General features: G+C 46.5%; 19 protein-coding genes and 1 riboswitch. Of the genes, 11 read left to right on the top strand and 8 right to left on the bottom strand.

Features of this window, described 5'->3' with window-relative positions; all coding sequences use genetic code 11:
• Positions 1–29: 29 nt before the first annotated feature.
• Complete coding sequence (locus M0P91_RS02725) at positions 30–359, bottom strand: SHOCT domain-containing protein (RefSeq protein ID WP_295064163.1); 330 nt, start codon at positions 357–359, stop codon at positions 30–32.
• 299 nt (positions 360–658) lie between these two features.
• On the opposite strand from M0P91_RS02725, the gene M0P91_RS02720 reads away from it, so the two are divergent.
• The gene (locus M0P91_RS02720) at positions 659–3,265 is read left to right on the top strand and encodes a chemotaxis protein CheW (RefSeq protein WP_295064160.1); all 2,607 of its coding nucleotides are present in this window, start codon (positions 659–661) and stop codon (positions 3,263–3,265) included.
• Positions 3,266–3,304: 39 nt separating this feature from the next.
• On the opposite strand, the gene M0P91_RS02715 is transcribed toward M0P91_RS02720, so the two are convergent.
• Positions 3,305–3,625: a hypothetical protein gene (locus M0P91_RS02715; protein WP_295064158.1), complete on the bottom strand. Its 321-nt coding sequence runs from the start codon at positions 3,623–3,625 to the stop codon at positions 3,305–3,307.
• Positions 3,625–4,809, bottom strand: a complete 1,185-nt coding sequence (locus M0P91_RS02710; protein WP_295064155.1) for a NifS family cysteine desulfurase — start codon at positions 4,807–4,809, stop codon at positions 3,625–3,627. Before M0P91_RS02710 ends, M0P91_RS02715 begins: the two co-directional genes overlap by 1 nt.
• A gap of 134 nt (positions 4,810–4,943) precedes the next feature.
• Between M0P91_RS02710 and M0P91_RS02705 the strand changes: the two genes are divergently transcribed.
• The 3 genes from M0P91_RS02705 to M0P91_RS02695 all read left to right on the top strand — a co-directional run bounded on the left by M0P91_RS02705 (position 4,944) and on the right by M0P91_RS02695 (position 10,182).
• On the top strand, positions 4,944–5,942 hold the full coding sequence (locus tag M0P91_RS02705) for a virulence RhuM family protein (protein ID WP_295064152.1): 999 nt from the start codon (positions 4,944–4,946) through the stop codon (positions 5,940–5,942).
• 204 nt (positions 5,943–6,146) lie between these two features.
• Complete coding sequence (locus M0P91_RS02700) at positions 6,147–7,631, top strand: hypothetical protein (protein ID WP_295064150.1); 1,485 nt, start codon at positions 6,147–6,149, stop codon at positions 7,629–7,631.
• A gap of 277 nt (positions 7,632–7,908) precedes the next feature.
• Entirely contained in the window at positions 7,909–10,182 is a 2,274-nt protein-coding gene (locus M0P91_RS02695; protein ID WP_295064147.1) for a glutamine--tRNA ligase/YqeY domain fusion protein, read from the top strand.
• 21 nt (positions 10,183–10,203) lie between these two features.
• On the opposite strand, the gene M0P91_RS02690 is transcribed toward M0P91_RS02695, so the two are convergent.
• The gene (locus tag M0P91_RS02690) at positions 10,204–10,479 is read right to left on the bottom strand and encodes a type II toxin-antitoxin system YafQ family toxin (RefSeq protein ID WP_295064144.1); all 276 of its coding nucleotides are present in this window, start codon (positions 10,477–10,479) and stop codon (positions 10,204–10,206) included.
• The gene (locus M0P91_RS02685; RefSeq protein WP_295064141.1) at positions 10,479–10,733 is read right to left on the bottom strand and encodes a type II toxin-antitoxin system RelB/DinJ family antitoxin; all 255 of its coding nucleotides are present in this window, start codon (positions 10,731–10,733) and stop codon (positions 10,479–10,481) included. Before M0P91_RS02685 ends, M0P91_RS02690 begins: the two co-directional genes overlap by 1 nt.
• A 329-nt stretch (positions 10,734–11,062) precedes the next feature.
• Between M0P91_RS02685 and M0P91_RS02680 the strand changes: the two genes are divergently transcribed.
• Both M0P91_RS02680 and M0P91_RS02675 read left to right on the top strand, forming a co-directional pair.
• Positions 11,063–11,968 (top strand): macro domain-containing protein, encoded by a 906-nt coding sequence (locus tag M0P91_RS02680; RefSeq protein ID WP_295064138.1) that lies wholly within the window; start codon positions 11,063–11,065, stop codon positions 11,966–11,968.
• The gene (locus M0P91_RS02675) at positions 11,965–12,945 is read left to right on the top strand and encodes a DarT ssDNA thymidine ADP-ribosyltransferase family protein (RefSeq protein WP_295064135.1); all 981 of its coding nucleotides are present in this window, start codon (positions 11,965–11,967) and stop codon (positions 12,943–12,945) included. The genes M0P91_RS02680 and M0P91_RS02675 overlap by 4 nt, the downstream gene beginning before the upstream one ends.
• Before the next feature lie 13 nt (positions 12,946–12,958).
• On the opposite strand, the gene clpX is transcribed toward M0P91_RS02675, so the two are convergent.
• The 3 genes from clpX to M0P91_RS02660 all read right to left on the bottom strand — a co-directional run bounded on the left by clpX (position 12,959) and on the right by M0P91_RS02660 (position 15,712).
• Positions 12,959–14,173, bottom strand: a complete 1,215-nt coding sequence (gene clpX, locus M0P91_RS02670; RefSeq protein ID WP_295064132.1) for an ATP-dependent Clp protease ATP-binding subunit ClpX — start codon at positions 14,171–14,173, stop codon at positions 12,959–12,961.
• Positions 14,173–14,769: an ATP-dependent Clp protease proteolytic subunit gene (locus M0P91_RS02665; protein ID WP_295064129.1), complete on the bottom strand. Its 597-nt coding sequence runs from the start codon at positions 14,767–14,769 to the stop codon at positions 14,173–14,175. Before M0P91_RS02665 ends, clpX begins: the two co-directional genes overlap by 1 nt.
• 112 nt (positions 14,770–14,881) lie before the next feature.
• Entirely contained in the window at positions 14,882–15,712 is an 831-nt protein-coding gene (locus M0P91_RS02660) for an SIR2 family protein (protein ID WP_295064127.1), read from the bottom strand.
• A gap of 278 nt (positions 15,713–15,990) precedes the next feature.
• Positions 15,991–16,083, top strand: a riboswitch (guanidine-I (ykkC/yxkD leader).
• A 47-nt stretch (positions 16,084–16,130) separates the two neighbouring features.
• Here M0P91_RS02660 and M0P91_RS02655 point away from each other — a divergent pair.
• The 5 genes from M0P91_RS02655 to M0P91_RS02635 are packed head-to-tail and all read left to right on the top strand — an operon-like array spanning position 16,131 to position 20,205.
• Positions 16,131–17,249, top strand: coding sequence for a putative urea ABC transporter substrate-binding protein (locus M0P91_RS02655; protein ID WP_295064124.1), 1,119 nt, complete (start codon positions 16,131–16,133; stop codon positions 17,247–17,249).
• Positions 17,250–17,252: 3 nt separating this feature from the next.
• On the top strand, positions 17,253–18,062 hold the full coding sequence (locus M0P91_RS02650) for an ABC transporter permease (RefSeq protein WP_295064121.1): 810 nt from the start codon (positions 17,253–17,255) through the stop codon (positions 18,060–18,062).
• Positions 18,062–18,853 carry an ABC transporter ATP-binding protein gene (locus M0P91_RS02645; protein ID WP_295064118.1) on the top strand — a complete coding sequence of 264 codons (792 nt, stop codon included), beginning with the start codon at positions 18,062–18,064 and terminating at the stop codon, positions 18,851–18,853. The genes M0P91_RS02650 and M0P91_RS02645 overlap by 1 nt, the downstream gene beginning before the upstream one ends.
• Entirely contained in the window at positions 18,807–19,571 is a 765-nt protein-coding gene (locus M0P91_RS02640; RefSeq protein ID WP_295064115.1) for an urea amidolyase associated protein UAAP1, read from the top strand. The genes M0P91_RS02645 and M0P91_RS02640 overlap by 47 nt, the downstream gene beginning before the upstream one ends.
• Complete coding sequence (locus tag M0P91_RS02635; RefSeq protein ID WP_295064113.1) at positions 19,564–20,205, top strand: urea amidolyase associated protein UAAP2; 642 nt, start codon at positions 19,564–19,566, stop codon at positions 20,203–20,205. The genes M0P91_RS02640 and M0P91_RS02635 overlap by 8 nt, the downstream gene beginning before the upstream one ends.
• The last annotated feature ends 109 nt before the right edge of the window (positions 20,206–20,314 follow it).

Genomic DNA, 20,314 nt, shown 5'->3' with positions numbered 1-20,314 from the left:
CTCTTTTTCGGAAATCGAAATTGGAGACATTAGCGTAAAAGTTTCTCTTTTTCGGCTTCGAACTCCTCTTGGGTAATCACCCCATCATCTAAAAGATTTTTGATTTTTGCCAGATGATCGTATTTTTTGTTGGTCTCATCGTCGTTCGGGGGGGAAATTTTTTTCATCGACCGGCCGATTAACAGATAGACCACCATTCCGATAAAAGGCAAGAAAAAGACGACCAACAGCCAAATCACCTGCATCAAATCTTCGGTAAAACGGGAGGTAATAATATCGATAAGAGCCCAAATCCATAAAATAAATGCCCCTATCACCATAAACAGTAAAAAGAGATTCAAACCGATAAACATTTCCATATTAATCCTTCTTCCTGATGTTACGCACTTTTCGGGCGAAGCTCGTAAAGTGGCAGGGACTAAAGTCCCTACAACCCCCTAAAGCTTCCCGTATCTTTCGGATACGGGAGATTACTAACCTTTTCACACTTCTTTAACTAAAGTGCGTAAGGTCAGCCTCTTACTTTTAATTTACGTATTATCGCAGTTAATGGTAAATAGAACAGAGGAGGTGAGTACTATTAGTTATTTTTATAGTATAGAATAAAATATGCATACAATCTCCGGCTATCGCCTATGTTACAAAGAGGGAGTAATGGATGGATCATCGTTTATTGAAATACATGCAGTCGGTAGAGCGATACCAAAAAGGGCTTGATGCGCTGTCGGAAAAGTGGAATCTTTTAACGATGCTGGGAAAAATGAGCAATACCGAAATGGATATGAATGATACCCGTTGCGCTTTTGAGACGCTGACGGCAGAGCTACTCGATAAACTCGGAGCGGAAATACTGAAAAAAACCACCTCCGAGATGGAGGCTAAGGCTCAGGTAGCGGTGGATATCGTCATACGAAACCTTTTTGAACGGACGGCAGACATCGGTTTTTTGGCAACGGATGACGATATACGGGCATTTTTACTGAATACGCAAACCCTGCCCGCCGATGAGGTCGCACGCCATTCACTACGAGAACAAAGACAAGCGCTGAAAAATAGATTTAAAGAGTATGTCGCCAAATACAGCGTTTACAGCAACATCATCCTCACCGATACGCGCGGTTTTGTCGTCGCGCAACTCGATGAACGCAACGCCATCACCGGCAGCACCGATCCGTTGATCAAAGAGGCGTTAGGGACCTCTGCGGAATACGTAGAGGTTTTTCGCCATACCGATTTGGTCCCGAGTGCCGAAAGATCGCTGGTCTACAGTTACCGCGTGAGCCGATCAAGCCGCGATGAGTCGGAAAATATCGGCGTCTTAAGCCTGATTTTCCGGTTTGAAGACGAGATGGAGGGGATTTTCAAGAATCTGATTAGCGAGAAAGAGTGGATGGAGATACTGCTCCTGGATTCGGACGGGTATGTGATCAGCAGCAGCGATACCAATCATATCCGTCTCGGTGTCAGAATGGAAAAGGTGCTGGACGAACCGTATAAAATCGTCCGTTTCGCCGGCAGGGAATATCTGGCAAAAACCTGCGCGACCAAAGGGTATCAGGGATTTTTCGGCTTGGGCTGGTACGGTCATGTCATGGTTCCCCTCGAACACGCATTTGAAAAAGCTCCCCATCCGTATGAAAGTATCACGGCCGATATCCTCGACACGGTTTTGAAATACTCTTCCCTTTTTTCCGCAGAGTTGAAAATTATTCCGCAAAAGGCCGATCAGATCCAAAAAGAGCTTGACGTGACCGTTTGGAACGGAAATGTCCAAATCGCCAACTCGAAAGCGAGTGAGAACTCGTTTTCCAAATCGCTTTTGAATGAGATTTCCAAGACCGGATATCAAACCAAAAAAGTGTTTGAAGACTCCATCAGTAACCTTAATCAGACGGTCCTTTCCGCCTATCTCGACGATGCCCGGTTCAATGCCTCTTTGGCGATCGATATCATGGATCGGAATCTGTATGAGCGGGCAAACGACTGTCGATGGTGGGCATTGACTTCGGTGTTTAAGGAGAAGCTCTCCTCTGTGGAGCTTACCGGCGATGATCTTCGTGAACTCGAAGCTATTTTGCGCTACATCAACAACCTCTATACGGTCTACAGCAACCTCTTTTTATTTGATCGAAGCGGGACGATCCTCGCCGTATCCAATCCGAACGAGAAGCGTTTGGTGGGGAATAAAGTGGATGAGGGGTGGGTGGAGGAGTCGCTCAAAATGAGTGATTCGCAGCGCTACAGCGTCAGCCACTTCTATAAAACCCCTCTCTATGACAACCGCTATACCTACGTCTACAGTGCGGGAATCAGCGATCCGTTATCCGAAGAGATCGTCGGAGGGATCGGGATCGTTTTTGACTCTCAGCCCCAATTTGAAGCGATGCTTCTGGACGCGCTTCCCCATGACAAAGAGGGGAATCGGCTGGAGGGGAGTTTTGCCCTCTTTTGTGATCGCCAAAAAAACATTATCGGATCGACAAGCTCTGCGTATGCGGTCGGTTCGCGTCTGCATGTGGATGATGGCTATTTTCTCCTCGAAAAGGGGAGTGGCAATTCGGGAATTGTCGAGTTGGACAATGACTATTACGTGATGGGGCTGTTTACATCGAATGGATATCGTGAATACAAAAAACACGATTTTTACCAAAACGACATTATCGCTTTTATTTTTCTTTGCATCATAAAACGATCAGACCTCCCTCAAGTATGCAGTATCGTCAACCATTATCAGCCGTGCAGTTACCCGAGCGTGCAGGGGTCGGAAGAGACGGTGGATATCTCGACCTTTTATATCGGCACCAAATTTTTCGGTGTTGAATCCCATAATGTAGTCGGTTCGCTCAGTCATCAAAACATTACCCGTATTCTGGGGAGCGATGCGAACTTTTTGGGGGTAATCGGTACGAAAGAGGGGGGGACGATCGGTGTGGTGTCGTTAAATGAGCTTTTGGGAATGCCGAGCAGTTACAATCCGAATGTCGATGAATTGATCGTATTGAAATCGTCCCGTGAAAATGAGACCAAATTTGCCATTGTCATCCGTCATATCAAAGATAGTCCTGAAATTCCTCTTCGCTGTATCAAATCGTATTCGGGTTCACTTGCGGGGGTCTCTCCCCTTACCAAAGCGGTTGTTGTCCCCGATGAGGGGTCCGTTCGGGGTGAAATGCTCTCCATCCTCGATATCGAAGCGATCTTTAAAACGCTGATTAAAAAGAGGGAGAAGCTTTCGGGAGTAGATGGAGTGAACGTTAAGCGCTAATCGGGGACAACCGTCCGCTAACGGAGGGGCCCGTCGCTTTTAAACGTTTTTGAACAGATAGAGCTGTCCGTAGCAGTCACAAAATTTCTTGCAGCCGCAGGAGGTGTAGATGTTTTTCCCCGTTTGGAGGTTGTAGCTGCCGAAATCGGTTTTGATCACATCCCCCGAAATCCTTTCAACGGTAATGGTTTTCACCAGACACGGATCAAGAGGATCAAGGCGCTGAAATTTTTCACGGGTTGAATGGACCCATAGAATCTGAGCCGGGAGGGGGAGCGAAAGGGCCGTTTTGATATCCCATTCGCGTGTGGCACCGAGTGTTTCGAGTTCGATATCGGTGATGTTTCGATAGGGGCGCATTAGCCCACTTCGTTCGTATAGGCGTAGGTGGAAGAGATGGCGCGCAGACGCTCAGCGGCTTTGATGAAAACGTCGATCGTATAATCGATCTCTTCGGCGGTGGTGAAACGGCTGAGGCTCAGGCGGATTGCCGTATGGGCGAGTTCCGGGTCTTCGCCGATGGCGGTCATGACGGGATTGGCTTCAAGCGACTCGGAAGCACAGGCACTTCCTGTAGAAGCGGCGATACCGGCACGGTTCAAGTCCCACAGCATCGATTCGCCTTCGATCCCGCGCAACGAGATCAAAATGGTGTTCGGGGTGCGGCGTGCACGGTCTCCGACGATGATTGTATCGGGGATGAGGGCCAGTGCGTCTTCGAGACGGTCACGCAGGGCACGCACGTCGCTGTTCATTTTGTCCAGATGGCCGACAGATTGTTTCATTGCCAATCCCATCCCGATGATGTAGGCGACATTGAGAGTACCCGCACGACGGCCGCCCATCTGCTCACCACCGTGAAGAAGGTTCGGGAGTTCGGACCCTTTGCGGACATACAATCCGCCGATCCCTTTGGGACCGTGGAATTTGTGGGCAGAGAAGGTGAGGTAATCAACCGGCGTTTTGGTCAGATCCACCGCTACTTTTCCGATCGCCTGTACGGCGTCGGTATGAAACAGTATCCCTCTCTCTTTTGCGATGGCCGCTACCTCTTCGACGGGGAAGATCATCCCCGTCTCATTATTCGCCCACATCATTGAGATGAGGATCGTTTTGTCGGTGATTGCCGCCGCGATCCGCTCCGCACTGACGTATCCGTACTGGTCGACATCGACGAAGGTCACTTCCGCTCCGTGTTCTTCCAAAAAGTGGAGGGTTTCGAGGACGGAAGGGTGCTCCACCGCCGAAGCGATAATGTGGTTTTTGGACGGATTTGTCAGAATATGTTTGAAAAACACCCCTTTCAGGACAGTATTGTTACTCTCGGTCGCACACGAGGTAATTAGGATGTCATCGGCATCGGGAGCATTTAGCGCATCGTACATGTATCCCATCGATTCGTTCAGGTACGGGCGCACTTCGATCCCGTACTGGTGGAGGGAATTGGGATTGCCATACAACTCTTCGAAAAAGGGCTGCATTTTGACTTTGACGATCGGATCGAGTTTGGTGGTGGCGTTGTTGTCGAGATATACACGTTTCATGGTTTGTCCTCATAATGTCGGAGATTATGAGGAGAGAATGCAAGATTTGTTCGAGAATAGGGGATGTGACAATTTGTCATATAAAAAATGAATTCTTTTTCATCCTGATATAATATCTTGAGTAAAGGAAAAGAATGTACGAGAATAACGTTATTATTTACAATACTTCGGATGGAAAAACATCGGTATCACTTCTTGCACGTGACGGCACTGCGTGGATGAATCAATCCCAAATTGCAGAACTTTTCACCACCTCAAAACCGAACATCAGTATGCACATTTCAAACATTTTCGAAGAAGGGGAATTGGATGAAAATTCAGTTGTTAAGGATTACTTAACAACTGCCGCCGACGGTAAAAACTACTCCGTATCATATTATTCTCTCGAAATGATTTTAGCGATCGGATTTCGGGTACGGAGCAAACGGGGAACACAGTTTCGCCAATGGGCAAATAAAAACCTGAGCGAATACATGGTAAAAGGTTTCATCATGGATGATGAACGGCTTAAAAATCCTGACGGGAAACCTGATTATTTTGATGAGCTTTTAGCACGTATCCGAGATATTCGTGCTTCCGAAAAGCGTTTTTATCAAAAAGTACGAGACCTATTCGCGCTCAGTAGTGACTATGATCCGACCGATAAAGCTACACAACTTTTTTTTGCAGAAGCTCAAAACAAACTTCTTTACGCGATTACAGGGCAAACCGCCGCTGAGATTATTGTCAACCGTGCCGATGCAGCGGCACCGAATATGGCACTGACAAGCTTCAAAGGTTCTGTGGTTAGAAAACAAGACATTTATACAGCAAAAAACTATCTAGTCGAGGATGAAATCGACAGTTTGAATCGTTTTGTCATGGTATTCCTCGAAACGGCAGAATTACGGGCTAAAAATCGTCAGGATGTCAGAATGGATTTTTGGAGAGAGAATATCGACCGTATCATAGAGTTTAACGACAAAGAAGTTCTCAAAGGGTACGGAAGCATAAGCCATCAGCAGATGGAAATTATGGTCGAAAAAGTTTATGAGACATTTGATACTGAGCGCAAACGATTGGAAGCCATCGGGGCAGATGAGGAAAATCTGAAAGAATTACAGCAAATTGAAGAGAAGGTTAAATCGAGATAATATTGTTTCTCCTCATGTGTCGGAGATTATGAGGAGAGATTGCAAGATTTGTTCGAGAAGACTGAGAGTTGTTGAATAATTAATATTTGCATAAATTGATAAAAATTATTTATCAATGCAAAAAAAGTTTATTTTTAAGGTAAATATAAATAAAATAAATATTTTTAATATATGATTTATTTTAAATTAATGAGGTAATTATAGATGGACATTAAAGACTGGTTTCCTGAATTTCAGATTTCTGCTGAAACTGATACAGATTTGCAAAGTTATTTTTTTCAATTACCGGAAGTGAATCAGATTACAAACAGCCGATCGTGGCTCGTTTTGGGCCGAAAAGGTATGGGGAAGACAGCAATATACGAATATTTAAAAAATTCAGGTGCAAGTGCACTGAATGGTTATCATACTATCTGTATTAATTTTAGCGATTATCCGTGGCCAGCTCATCAACTATATAAAGAATCATTGGCCGGTGAGCTTTCTGCTTATCAGAAAAGCTGGAAATATTTATTTTTGGTTAAAGCATTGTCAAAACTAATTGAGATAAAAGAGTCAAATAATGAAACTCTAAATAAAGAATTAAAATGGGCTAAAAATTATATTGAGAAAATATATGGAAACCCCGATCCAAGTCTAGCAGAAGTCATATTTTCAAAAATAGGACGTATATCGAAAATTGGTGGGCCGGGTATAGATTCTGATGATATATCATTTGATATTGGAGAAATTTCTTTCGAGGATGTAGCCAAAGATAAAGAGCTTCAGTCAAAACTTCGGTCTAATGCATTTACGCTACTGAGTTTTTTTGAAAAAATTTTTAAAAATAATTGTGTGAAATATAAAATTCTTATTGCTTTAGATCAGTTGGATGAAAACTGGCTACATGGAGAGATTGAAGAATATAGCAAGGTGCTTATCAATCTTGTTAATGTTTGTAGGGCAATTTCAATTGAAATGGATATTAAAGATAAATTAAAAGTAGTTCCATTTTTAAGAATGGATATTTATAATTCATTACGATTTAACGATAAAAATAAGCTTCTGCAAGACAGTGCTGTTGTAATTTCATGGGACACAGAGAGTTTAGATGAAATGTACTTTGAACGGATTAAAAAATATGCACCTGATGATTTTGTAATCGATGAGAAAAAAAAGTCTGGAAATATATTTGATTTCAATTTTGCAAGACAGGGGACACCTCCTTTTAAATACATTACGCGCCGTTCATTCTTTAGACCAAGAGATGTGATTGTTTATTTTAATAAAATTCGAGAGTGTCACCAACCTAATAAAAGTGGTTTATACACGACAGCTGAATTATATGAAGCAGATCGGGAAGCCTCTGCTAGTGTTTATAATGAATTAATTGATGAATGGTCCAATCAATTTCCAGAAATAGAAGCTTTGCTTTCTGTACTTCAAACAATACAAATTGAAACATTTTCATATAATGATTATTCTGAAAAGTATATCAATGAATTTCTAAATGTGACAGAAAGCCAAAAACGTGAACACTTGGCATTTTTATTCGAAAACTCAATAATTGGGCAAAAAAAGCAAGGCCGATGGGAATATGTTTGTAGTATGCCTAATCTAAAAATGAACATTGAACAAGAATTTAGAACCCACCATGCGCTTAAATATCGATTACACCTTGTCGAGAGTAGACCTAGTCAAATGTGCTAATTTCGTATGAAATTCATTCTTACTATTCGTAACAAATCAAAAAAATAAGTTTTTAACTCATTCCCATCGTCCTCCTCTATGGGAATGCATACTGCAAACTGGGCCACCCCTTTGGTTGAATTCCCACATTCCCATCCGCACAGTCTGAAATTGCTGAGTTTTTAGTCATTATATTACGCGATTCATCTCAGCAATATCGTTATAATTCGGCTATTACAGACAAATTCGATAAAATACGCCCAAATAAAGCAGTTTCACAATCAAGAAGGTTTTTTATATGAATGAGAGCAAAGATTTTTTACGCGTCATCGTCGAAGAGGATTTAAAAAAAGGCAAATACAGCGAGGTCGTGACCCGCTTTCCCCCCGAGCCAAACGGCTTCCCCCACATCGGACACGCCAAATCGATCGCGATCAACTTCGGTATTGCGCGCGACTACAAGGGGCACTGTAACCTTCGGATGGATGATACCAACCCGACGACTGAAGATACCCGCTACGTCGAGGCACTCAAAGATGCCGTCGAGTGGCTGGGCTTTCAGTGGGAGGGGAATGTCCGCTACACCTCCGACTATTTCCCCGAAATCTATGAATATGCGGTTCAACTCGTGAAAATGGGCAAAGCCTACGTCGACAGCCTGAGCGAAGAGGAGATCCGCGAGTACCGTGGAACGGTGATGGAGCCGGGTCGCCGCAGCGTTTATGCCGAGCGCAGCGTTGAAGAGAATCTCGACTTGCTGGAGCGGATGAAAGAGGGCGAGTTCAAAGACGGTGAGCACGTTTTGCGTGCCAAGATCGACATGAGTGCGGCGAACATGAAGATGCGCGATCCGCTCCTCTACCGTATCCGCCATGCGCACCACTACCGAACGGGTGATGCGTGGCATATCTACCCGATGTACGATTTCGGTCACTGCCTCTCCGACTATATCGAGGGGGTGTCACACTCCATCTGTACTCTGGAATTTGAAAACAACCGCGACATTTACGACTGGGTGCTCGAGACACTTGGGTTGAGCGCTCCGCGCCCGTATCAGCACGAGTTCGCACGTCTGGGGATCAACTACACCGTCATGAGCAAACGAAAGCTTCTCGAACTGGTCAACGAGAAATACGTCAGCGGCTGGGACGATCCGCGCATGCCGACCATCGCGGGATTGCGTCGACGCGGGTACACCCCCGAGTCGATTCTGAACTTCTGTCATCAGATCGGTATCGCCAAAGCCAACTCGATGGTCGACGTCGCACAGCTGGAGTTCTGCATCCGCGATGATTTGAATACCAAAGTGCCGCGCGTGATGTGCGTCCTTGACCCGCTCAAAGTGACGATCGAAAATTACGAGGGGAGCGAAGAGCTCGATGCCTCCTACTACCCTGAGGATGTACCAAAAGAGGGAAGCCGAAAACTTCCGTTCTCCCGCGAGATTTTCATCGAGCGTGAAGACTTCAGCGAGAACCCTCCGCAAGGGTTTTTCCGTCTCACGCTGGAGCAGCCGGTAAGACTCAAGCACGCCTACATCATCACCTGCAAAGAGGTGATCAAAGACGGCTCCGGCACCATCACGGAGATTATTGCAACGTACCATCCCGAATCCAAAAGCGGTTCCGATACGAGCGGGATTAAGGTCAAGAGTGCGATCCAGTGGGTCGATGCCCGGAGCGCCAAAACGGTCGAGGTCAGACTCTACGACCGTCTCTACACCTGCGAAGCGCCGGAGGGGGTCGAAGATCTCAACCCAGACTCGCTGAAAGTGATCAAAAACGCTCTGGTCGAACCGGCTCTCATCACCGAGAAACCCGACGTCCGCTTCCAGTTTGAGAGAGAGGGGTATTTTTATGCCGATCCGGTCGACTACAGCGACGAACATCCGGTCTTTAACAAAATCGTAGGGCTCAAAGACTCTTGGAACAAAAAAATAGAAAGAATCGAAGCTTCTGTCGATAGAATCAGTGCATCTGTACCAAGAATAAAAGCAAAAATTGTCCAGATCGATGGTGAAGTCTCACCGATGAGCGAAGCCGAGCAGGCACGTTTTGAGAAATATACCGGCGAGCTGAATCTGAACAATGAAGTCGCCAATACCCTCACACGCGATGAGAAACTTTCAAGCTTCTTCGAAGCAGGGCTGGCAGACCATAACAGCCCCGTAACCCTCGCCAATATCGTGGCAAACGAGGTGGCTCGAGAGCTGAAAGAAAAAGAGGCGAGTGAGCTGAAATTCACTCCCGCGCAGATCGCCGAGCTGGTCAAAATGCTCGATGATGAAATCATTTCGAACAAGATCGCCAAACAGGTATTCGAAGAGATGGTCCAAAGCGGCAAAAATCCCGCCCAGATCGTCGAAGCACAGGGGCTGGTACAGATCAGCAATCCCTCAGTCATCGGGCCGATCATCGATGAAGTGATCGCGAAAAACCCGGACAACGTAGAAAAATACAAAGCGGGGAATACCAAACTGTTCGGTTTCTTTGTCGGACAGGTACTCAAAGCGACCGGCGGAAAAGCGAATCCTCAAGTGGTCAATGATCTGGTGACGCAGAAGTTACAATAAGAAGGTCAAAAAGGATGCGGTTTATCTAAAAAGTTGAGCGTGTGAACCGATCCGCATGAGGACGATTTGTTTATTGTCTTCATCGATGTGGTAGATTAGGAGCATATCTCCGCCCAGATGAAATTCCCGAAAATTTTTCCATTCTCCGTTTAGCGGATGATCTTTCGATTCTATCGGTAGATCATTGTCTTCGATCAGTAGTGAGAGATATTGAATCATCTTGGCAAACTGCTGATCGGTTAAGGTGACTTTATCGAGGTCTTTTTTGAAAAGCTTATGCCGTATGAGTTGGCGCATTAGGCAGTTTTTCTCTCTTTTTTCAAATCATCGAGTGAAAACGATTCGAGGTTTTTCCCTTCCAAAACGTCTCTCATTACCGCTTGGGTCTCTTCGTTTGGGATTTCGATGTCGAAAGGGATCCCTTTGCGCAGTCGCACCTGATTTAAAAAGAGGTTGACTGCTTCACCGAGACTCAGCCCCAGTTCATTGAAGATTTTTTGGGCTTCTTGTTTGACTGCAGGGTCAAGTTTGATACTGGTAGTCTGACGCATGGGTGACCTCCGATTTAAAATAATACTATAGTATTATATATTCTCTATATCGGAATGTCAAATTGAAATTTTTACGCCTCCGCATGCTCTTCTTTGTAGATGAAAATAGGGTCCTGCGTCGGGTCTTCGATGAGGGCTTTCTCGTTCCCACTTTCTAAGTGGGAACGCAGATGTTAGGGATACCAAGATACACTCCCACTCGGGAGATGGGAGCGAGAGAAAATCAGGTGTAAAGTAATACTTGACAGCTGACACAATGCTATACTTATGATTATTTTCATCCTATCTTGATATAATGTAATTCAATTTTATACGAAGAATGATTATATATGATTACTTATGTACGTACAAACATTTTTGAATCTAATGCGCAAGTGTTGGTCAATACTGTTAATACGGTTGGAGTAATGGGAAAAGGGCTTGCTCTTAAATTTAAGCAATTATATCCTGACATGTTTTCCAGCTATCAAAAGTATTGTGAAAATGGACTATTGAATATTGGTAAACTTCAACTCTTTAAAACATCAAATAAATGGATTTTAAATTTTCCGACGAAAAAAGAGTGGCGTAAAGCTTCTCGTTTAGAGTATATTGAAGCAGGTTTGCAAAAATTTGTTGACCATTATCAGCGGCTTGGTATTCGTTCGATTTCTTTTCCGATGTTAGGTTGCGGTAACGGAGGTCTTGAATGGGATGAAGTACGTCCTTTAATGGAACGGTATTTAAAAAATCTACCGATAGATGTGTATATACATATAGCTGAAAAAGATGATTTGACTCCTGAACATTTACAAACATCTGCAATGGAATCGTGGTTAAAGAGTGATGCCGTGTATTTAAGTAATCATGAGTTTGTTTCTTTAGTGCGAAAAGAATTTGAGTCTCTTATTCCAAAAACGATTCAGACATTGGATGGGTCTTTGCTTGAAGTTGTGTGGGAAAATTATGGAGAGGATGATGGCATAAAAATATCAAGCGAAAGTTTTGAAGTACATATGTCAACAGATACATTAATTAATTTATGGTCGGAATTAAAAGCGAACGGTATTGTTCGCAAATCCATGTTACCTGCGCATTTGGCTGTTCATGGTGATGCAGTCATGAACGTGTTGAGTTCTATGGATTTGATGACCACGACAAGAATCGGAGAAGGTGATAAATCAGAAGTAGGGCTTAGATTATTACCTCATATGCAACCTAAAACGGAAAATGAGTCAGGAACATTCGCAGCATGACGAGAGAGGATTTCGTTAAGAAGTTTCAAGCTGAATTGTTAGCAAATTTCCCAAGCGGATTTCAAAGTTGGTGGCCAAAATTTATTTTTCATTATAGTGATGTGAATAATATCGCCTCTGTTCTTAATGCAGGGATTCTTTATAGTCGTGATCAAGCAATTAGACAAGGTTTGATGAACAATGATAATGCAAACGATGCGGTGATCAGTGGGACAGATAATGAACTAAAAAAATACGTACGATTTTATTTTGGAGCGAAAACACCTACCCAATTCCGCAATGAAGGGATTAAGACTCTTGCTTCTATCTCGAATAATGCGCACTGTCCTGTGCCAGTATTTCTACTCTTCGATTTTGTAAAATTGCTCTCATTACCGGACATTCACTTTAGTAATGGAAATATTGCAGCGGCTAAACCTGAAATCTATGATGACATTACCGATTTGAAAAAATTGGAATTCAACTATATCTATAACAGAGAGTCACTTCCTTCTGACCCTTACAGTCGGCATGTTATTTATTGCCGACATGCAGAGGTGTTGGTACGTGATAAGTTGAAAATAGAGGAATTTTTGAAGTATATCTGTGTCAGATCAGAAGCTGAACGAGAAACGCTTTTGAGTCTAATGAATAAAGATGTCCAAAAATTGTATAGCGATAAAATAAAAGTCTTTACCAAAGATGGGATATTTTACCGAGATCGATTATATGTCAATAAAGTGACTCTAAGTGGGCAATTACTAACAATAGAATTGGCGAATACAAAAATGAATTTATTTGATGTGAAAACACAATATACAGTCATCGATAGTGGTCTGACGCGCATATCGAGCTATTTGCAGATGGCTACACCAACACCATTGAGATTTAGTTTTTCAGTACCAGTTGGTCCAAACGGTATCGATTTTTCCTTATTTTTTGATGAAAATTTGGTTTATAAAGGTCGATTACTTCCTGATACGGATGTACCTTTCTAAAATTTAAGAAGCCTCACGCTTCCGCGTGCTCTTCTTTGTAGACGAAAATAGGATCTTGCGTCGGGTCTTCGATGACTGCCTCGGTGATCGTGACGCTTTGGAGGTTCTTTTTCGATGGGCAGCTAAACTGTAATGGAAGCATCGACTCTTCGATGATGCTGCGCAGTCCCCGTGCTCCGACACCTCGGTCGATCGCTTTTTGGGCGACGGCGTCGAGGGCTTTGGATTCGAAATTCAGCTCGATGCCGTCCATGTCGAACAGGGCCTGAAACTGTTTGATCAGGGCGTTGTCGGGTTCCTGAAGGATTTGTACCATCTGATCTTTGGTCAGTTCGCGCAGTTGGGCGATGACGGGGATACGGCCGATGAATTCGGGGATGATTCCGTAATGGACGAGGGCTTTGGCATCGATTTTTTTCTCTTTTACCTCCCCTTTTTCGGTTGTTTTGCTGAATCCCACTTTGTTCGATTTTTTCGTGTGGGTATCTGGGACGAGTCCGACGAATGCTCCGCCGCAGACGAAGAGGACATGGGAGGTGTTGAACAAGACCGTCTCGGTCGTGGAGTTTTTGCGACTCCCTTTTACGGGGACGTAGACTTCGGCCCCTTCGAGGATTTTGAGGAGTCCCTGCTGAACCCCCTCTCCTGAAACGTCGCGCCCCATCGTGGAGCTCTCCGCTTTGCGGGCGATTTTGTCGATCTCATCGATGTAGATGATCCCCCGCTGTGCGAGGTCGATGTCGTAGTTGGCCGCAGCGAGGAGGCGGCTGAGGATGCTCTCGACGTCTTCGCCCACATATCCCGCTTCGGTCAGTGCCGTTGCATCCGCTACGGCGAAGGGGACCTGCATGATTTTGGAGAGAGATTTGGCCAGAAGGGTTTTACCGCTTCCCGTCGGTCCGACGAGGAGGATGTTGGATTTTTCGAGTTCGACGTTGTTGTAGACCGGGTTCTCGATCCGTTTGTAGTGGTTGTAGAGGGCAACGGCGAGGACTTTTTTGGCATCGAGCTGACCGATGATGTATTTGTCCAGAAACTGGACGATTTTTTCGGGGGTAGGGAGCTGCTGCTGCATGGCGGAACGCTGTTCGTAGCGTACCTCTTTTTGGAGTATGCTAGAGCAGGTCGTGACACATTCGTTACAGATATGGGTCGTCTCCGAAGAGAACATTTTTTTGACTTCACTTTGTTTGCGTCCGCAGAACGAACAGGTTTTTTCAGTACTCATCACACATCCTTAGCGCTGAATTTGGTGAGAATCTCATCGGCCAGACCGAAGCTGATCGCCTCGGAGGCTTCCATATAGTTGTCCCGATCGGATTCTTTTTCGATCACTTTGACGCTTTTTCCGGTCGCGTCGGAGAGGATCACGTAGAGGCGGCGTTTGAGATTGAGAATGTGTTTCGTATGGATTTCGATATCGCTTGCCTGACCCGAATAGCCCCCCAGCGGCTGATGGATCATCACTTCAGCATTGGGGAGCATGTAGCGGTGCCCTTTTTCGCCGCAGGTGAACAATACCGCCGCCATCGAGGCGACAAGCCCCATCGCGTAGGTATATACGGGAGCATTGATCAGATTCATCGTATCGAGTATGGCAAGCCCTGCCATGACGGAACCGCCGGGTGAGCTGATGTAGATATGGATCGGCTCTTCCGAATCCATCGCTTCGAGATACAGCAGCTGGGAGACGATAACTCCCATCATGTGATCATCGATCGCTTCGGTGATAACGATGACGCGGTCGCCCAAAAGTTTGGAAAACAGATCGAAATATCGTTCTCCGCGAGGCGAAACATCTTTTACGGTTGGTATCATTGGCATGACGGTCTCCTTTTAGATAATTGTCATTCTGGTATACACGAAGCGGAAGTCACTCTCCCGCTCCAACGCCGGCCGCTTTACCCTAACCAGCCGTCCCCGGGGGGAGGGCTGCTTAGACAAACGCCTTGATAAATTCACTGAGCGGCATCGGAATCACTTCCAAATGGTGTTTGTCAATAAATTTTTTTTCTTTCTTTCCGAGCTCTTTATCGGTGATGACGTAGCCCCCTTCGAGATCGAGACTCAGTTCGTTGGCTACCATCCGATCGGTATCACGGTCGAACGAGGTCCCCAAAAAGAGGTATTTTTTCGCTTTACGGTAGGTTTTGAGCACTTTCGGGATGGCGAATCCCCCCATCGCTTCGGTGAGCCAATCGACGTAATCGGCGTCGCTGATGACGAAACTGGGCTCCGGAAGGGGAGATCCCATCGGTTTAAAGAGGATTTTTTCGGCGGTTTCGAGGACCTCCTCTTCTACCTGAAAATATTTCTGGTTTTCGATGTCGTATTCGTACACTTCATAACGGTAGTCATTTCCCATAATCCGCGATTTTCCGATGACAAGGCAGTGGGGGGTGTAGGCCAGTAATTCCTGAAATTTCGTATCGCGATTGGTATCGACGATGTAGCGCGGTAACATATCGACAATCGCTTTGTGCAGCGGTGTCGGGTCGAACGGTTTGGTATATATATGGTTGATGAGCTGGGTCATGTATTCGACCCCGCGTCGCTGTTCGAGGTGCATCGCGGCGCGGGAGTACTCAAACATCAGCCTAGCCGACATAGGGCGTCCGTTATTCATCGCCAAAATCAGCGAATCACTGTCATAGGGGACGGCTTCGCCGTCCTTGGTCACAATTGCTTCAAACACACCCAATCCGAAGTAGGGGATAGTGGTTTGATTGCGCAGCTCTTTCTTGATCGTCTCTATTAGTATGTCCATCGTGATCCCTTTTGGAACTTTGATAGAGATTTGCAATTTGTATTCTTGTTTAAATAAGAGTTGATTTGTCTTATTTTGTCGCTTCAAAAGGGCGAAAAAGGGTAAAATAGGACAAAAATGTTTACGAAACGACTTCAAAGCCGATTTTATGATAAAAAAGTAATTTTTTTAGAGAGTGATTAAAATTTAATCAGTAATATCCGTATTAGCTGCACCGATTTTATTATAATTTCTGCATGTAGAAAATTCGGGGGGAGCATATCTCCCAATAATGTTTGACAAATGGATGCTAGGGTTCCGACTGAAAAGTGCTGGTCCGAGAGCATCCGGCCTCGTAAGCGGCTACACGGAGGGACAAAAGCCCGGGAGAGAGATATTTCTCCCCGTTTTTTCTCGATACACCGTTTAGGAGGATTTTATGACACATTCATTCACTCAGTGCACATCTGCTGCAGGCTCATCCAAACTTACCTCACCGAAACTTTCCACCCGCCTTTCATTGGCTCTCTTAGCGCTCGCGGTAGCTTCATCGACCGCATTTGCCGCTCCGAAAACCCATTTTAAAGTGGCATGGACCATTTATGCCGGCTGGATGCCGTGGGATTACGGCGCCCGTAAAGGGATCGTCAAAAAATGGGGAGACAAATACGGTATCAAAATCGATGTCGTTCAGCTCAACGATTATGTCGAATCGATCAACCAATACAGCGCGGGATCATTCGACGGATGCGTCATGACCAATATGGATGCGTTGACGATTCCGGCGGCGGGCGGGGTCGATTCGACCGCCGTTATTATCGGAGACTACTCCAACGGCAATGACGGTATCGTCTCCAAGAGTGCCAAAAGCATGAAAGAGCTTAAAGGGCAGAAGATCAACCTCGTCGAGTATTCGGTTTCCCACTATCTGCTGGAGCGGGGGCTTGCATCGGCGGGTCTGAATGCAAAAGCGGTCAAAACGATTAATACGTCGGATGCGGATATCGTTTCGGCGTTTAATTCCCCATCCATGAAAAACGTCGTCACCTGGAACCCGCAACTGGGCGAAGTGAAAAAAGCTCCGAATGCGACGCTGTTGTTCGATTCGAGCAAAATCCCCGGCGAGATCATCGACATGATGGTCGTCAACACCCAAACCCTCAAGGACAATCCGAAACTGGGCAAGGCGTTGAGCGGAGCATGGTATGAGATCATGGGAATCATGGCGAAAAACGATGCCAAAGGGGTAGAAGCGCGTACTTTGATGGCAAAAGCGTCCGGTACATCGCTCAAAGAGTATCAGTCACAACTTGCCACCACCAAGATGTTCTATACGGCGGCCGAAGCGCAAAAATTCACCGAAGATCCGAAGCTGATCGCGACGATGGGAGAAGTGAGCAAGTTTTCATTTTCTCATGGACTTCTGGGGAGCAAAGCGAAAAGCGACGGTTTCATCGGGATGACGTTTCCGACCGGAAAAACCCTCGGGAATACCAAAAATACGAAACTCCGGTTTACCTCCGAATACATGAAACAAGCGGCAGAGGGGAAACTGTAAACCATGCGGCTGATCAATCTGAACGCTGGACGGTTCTCACCGCTTTTAAAGATTTTACCGTTTGTGATTCTCGGGTTGGTCTATTGGATTGCGGCGGATGCCCGCCATGCGCTGAACCCGGAGGATAAACTTCTGCCGACGTTTGAAGCGCTTGGTGAGGCGATCAAGACGATGGTTCTGGTACCGGACGAACTGACGGAGGAGCCGATTTTGTATACCGATACGGTGGCAAGCCTCACCCGGATTGCCAAGGGGTTGGGGATTGCGACCGCGATCGGCCTGGTTCTGGGGATTTTACAGGGGACGTTGCCTCTGTTTCGGAGCCTTTTTTCGCCGTTTTCGGCGGCGGTGTCATTGATACCGCCGATTGCGGTTCTGCCTATTTTACTGGTGCTCTTTGGGATGGAGGAGTCGGCGAAAATAGCGCTGATCGCGATTGGAGTGGCGCCGTTTCTGGTACGCGATACGCAGCAGCGTTCGATGGAACTCTCCGAAGAGCTGCTGATCAAGGTGCAGACGCTGGGGGCATCGACCTGGCAGATCATCCTCCGTGTCGTATTGCCCCATGTTATGCCACGATTGTTGGACGCACTGCGTCTTTCATTGGGGGCTGCGTGGCTGTTTTTGATCACGGCAGAGGCGATCGCCTCGTCCGAAGGGCTGGGATACCGGATCTTTTTGATGCGCCGTTATATGGAGATGGATGTCATCTTGCCTTATGTCGCATGGATTACGCTGCTGGCATTTCTGATGGACTGGGCACTTGCGGTGATTATCCGTAAAGCATTTCCGTGGTACCGGAAGGAGAAGTGATGAGTTATCTGCAAATACGAAACGTATGGAAAACCTATGAAGAGAACGTGATTCTCGAAAAACTCAACTTTACGATCGAAAAAGGGGAGTTTTGTACCCTGATCGGACCTTCGGGGTGCGGGAAAAGTACCTTTTTGCGGATGCTGCTGGGGCAGGATACCCCATCTCGCGGCACGATTTTGCTCGAAGGGGAGCCGCTGAGCAACGAGCCCGGCAGCGACCGGGGGGTTGTCTTTCAAAAATACACCCTGTTCCCGCACTTACGTGCATTGGAAAATGTGATGCTGGGGCTGGAGATGGAACACTCCGCGTTTCTGGGAAAAACCTTCGGAAGTACCCGCCGGCGCATCAAAGCCGAAGCGATGGAGATGCTTTCATCGGTCGGGCTGGAGCAGTCGGCGAGAAAGTACCCCTCCGAACTCTCGGGGGGGATGCAGCAACGTCTCTCCATCGCTCAGGCGTTGGTAAAAAAACCGAAAATCCTCCTGTTGGACGAACCGTTCGGCGCACTCGATCCGGGAAGCCGCTCCGATATGCAGGAGCTTGTGAAGGGGCTGTGGAAGCAGTACGGACTGACCGCATTCATGGTCACCCATGACGTCAAAGAGGCCTTTGAACTGGGGACGCGGCTGCTGGTCTTTGATAAGGTCCGCAACGATCCCCAATCACCAAATGCATTCGGTGCAACGATCGTCAATGATATAAAACTCGATAAAAACAAACGAAAGAATAAAGGAGAAGAGCATGTCAAAAATAATGAAACCACTATTGCCACAGAACGTCCTCTTTGACGAGGTCCTCCCCGGCGGCGGACGATGGAGCAAAATCATCCGCAAAGGGCAGGTTCTGCGCATCGTCAACACAGAGGCAACAAGCGGTCTATCCGCACTGTTTTACAATGTCCATGAACGCACGGAGCGTTACAACGCCGCCGATACGGTCAAAATCCAGTACAACGCTTATCTCTCGGAGGGGAAAGCCCTCTACTCGGATATGGGACGGATTTTGATGTCGATCATCACCGACAGCTGCGAAACGCACGATACGGTCTGCGGCTATACGATGGCCGCCGATATCGAAAAACTCTGCGGAATCGGAAACTATCAGAGCAAACGCAACTGCTACTACAAAAACGATTTCGACAACTTCCTCGTGGAACTGGGGAAATACGGGATGGGACGCCGCGACATTATGCCCTGTCTCAATCTTTTTGCCGATGCGAAAATCGGCGGGAGCGGAGAACTCCTCTATCGTGAGGATACGATTAGCGCGGGGAGTTTTATCGAACTGCGCGCCGAGATGGACGTGCTGGTGATCCTCTCCAACACGGTGCACGTACTGAGCGAGAACGAATCGTACGAGGTGAAACCGGTTGCTTTGAGCATCTATCAGGGTGAGGAGACGGCAGCGGACGATACGTGTGTGATCGACTCGGAGCGGAGTGAGCGCGCCTTTGTCAATACCCGAAACTACATGAAACAATTTACCCTAGGGGGCGCAAATGTCTGAGATGATTACGGTCGATTTGACCCTGAACGAACCGATATATGATGAAACGATCCCTGCGGGAGAACCGTGGTACCGTGTGGTGAAGGCCGGAGAAATATTGCGGATCGTCGATACGGAGGGGTGCCAGGCGGTGGATACCCTTTTTTACAACGCCCATGATGTAACGGAGCGCTACAGCGCTCCCCAAACCATTGTCCGCCAAAAAAATATCTTTGTCGAGACGGGGACGGAGCTGATCTCCAATCTCGGAAACGTCATGATGAAAGTGATCAGCGATACCTGCGGCCGCCACGATACACTAGGGGGAGCGTGCAGCGCGGAGAGCAACACCGTCCGCTATGCGCTTGATAAACTCGACATGCACTCGTGCCGGGACAATTACCTTCTTGCGCTAGGGCAGATGGGGATGGACAAGCGCGATCTTGTCAGCAATATCAATTTTTTCATGAACGTTCCGGTCGAAGCGGACGGCACGCTGGCAATTATCGATGGGATATCGAGTCCGGGAAGTACGATCGAATTGATAGCACTGATGGATACATTGGTATTGATTTCGAACTGCCCGCAGCTCAACAATCCGTGCAATGCGTTTAATCCGACTCCCGTTCGACTGAGTATCTATAAACCTTTTTGATGTGATGTTACACACTTTTCGGGCATAGCCCGCAAAGTGGCAGGGACAGATGTCCCTACAACCCCCTGAAGCTTCCCGTATCTTTCGGATACGGGAGATGACTGCTCTT

It is taken from the genome of Sulfuricurvum sp., from assembly GCF_023229695.1.
GTDB lineage: Bacteria > Campylobacterota > Campylobacteria > Campylobacterales > Sulfurimonadaceae > Sulfuricurvum.
Note: the sequence above shows the minus strand (reverse complement) of the source record. Positions and strands in the feature narration are given on the sequence as shown.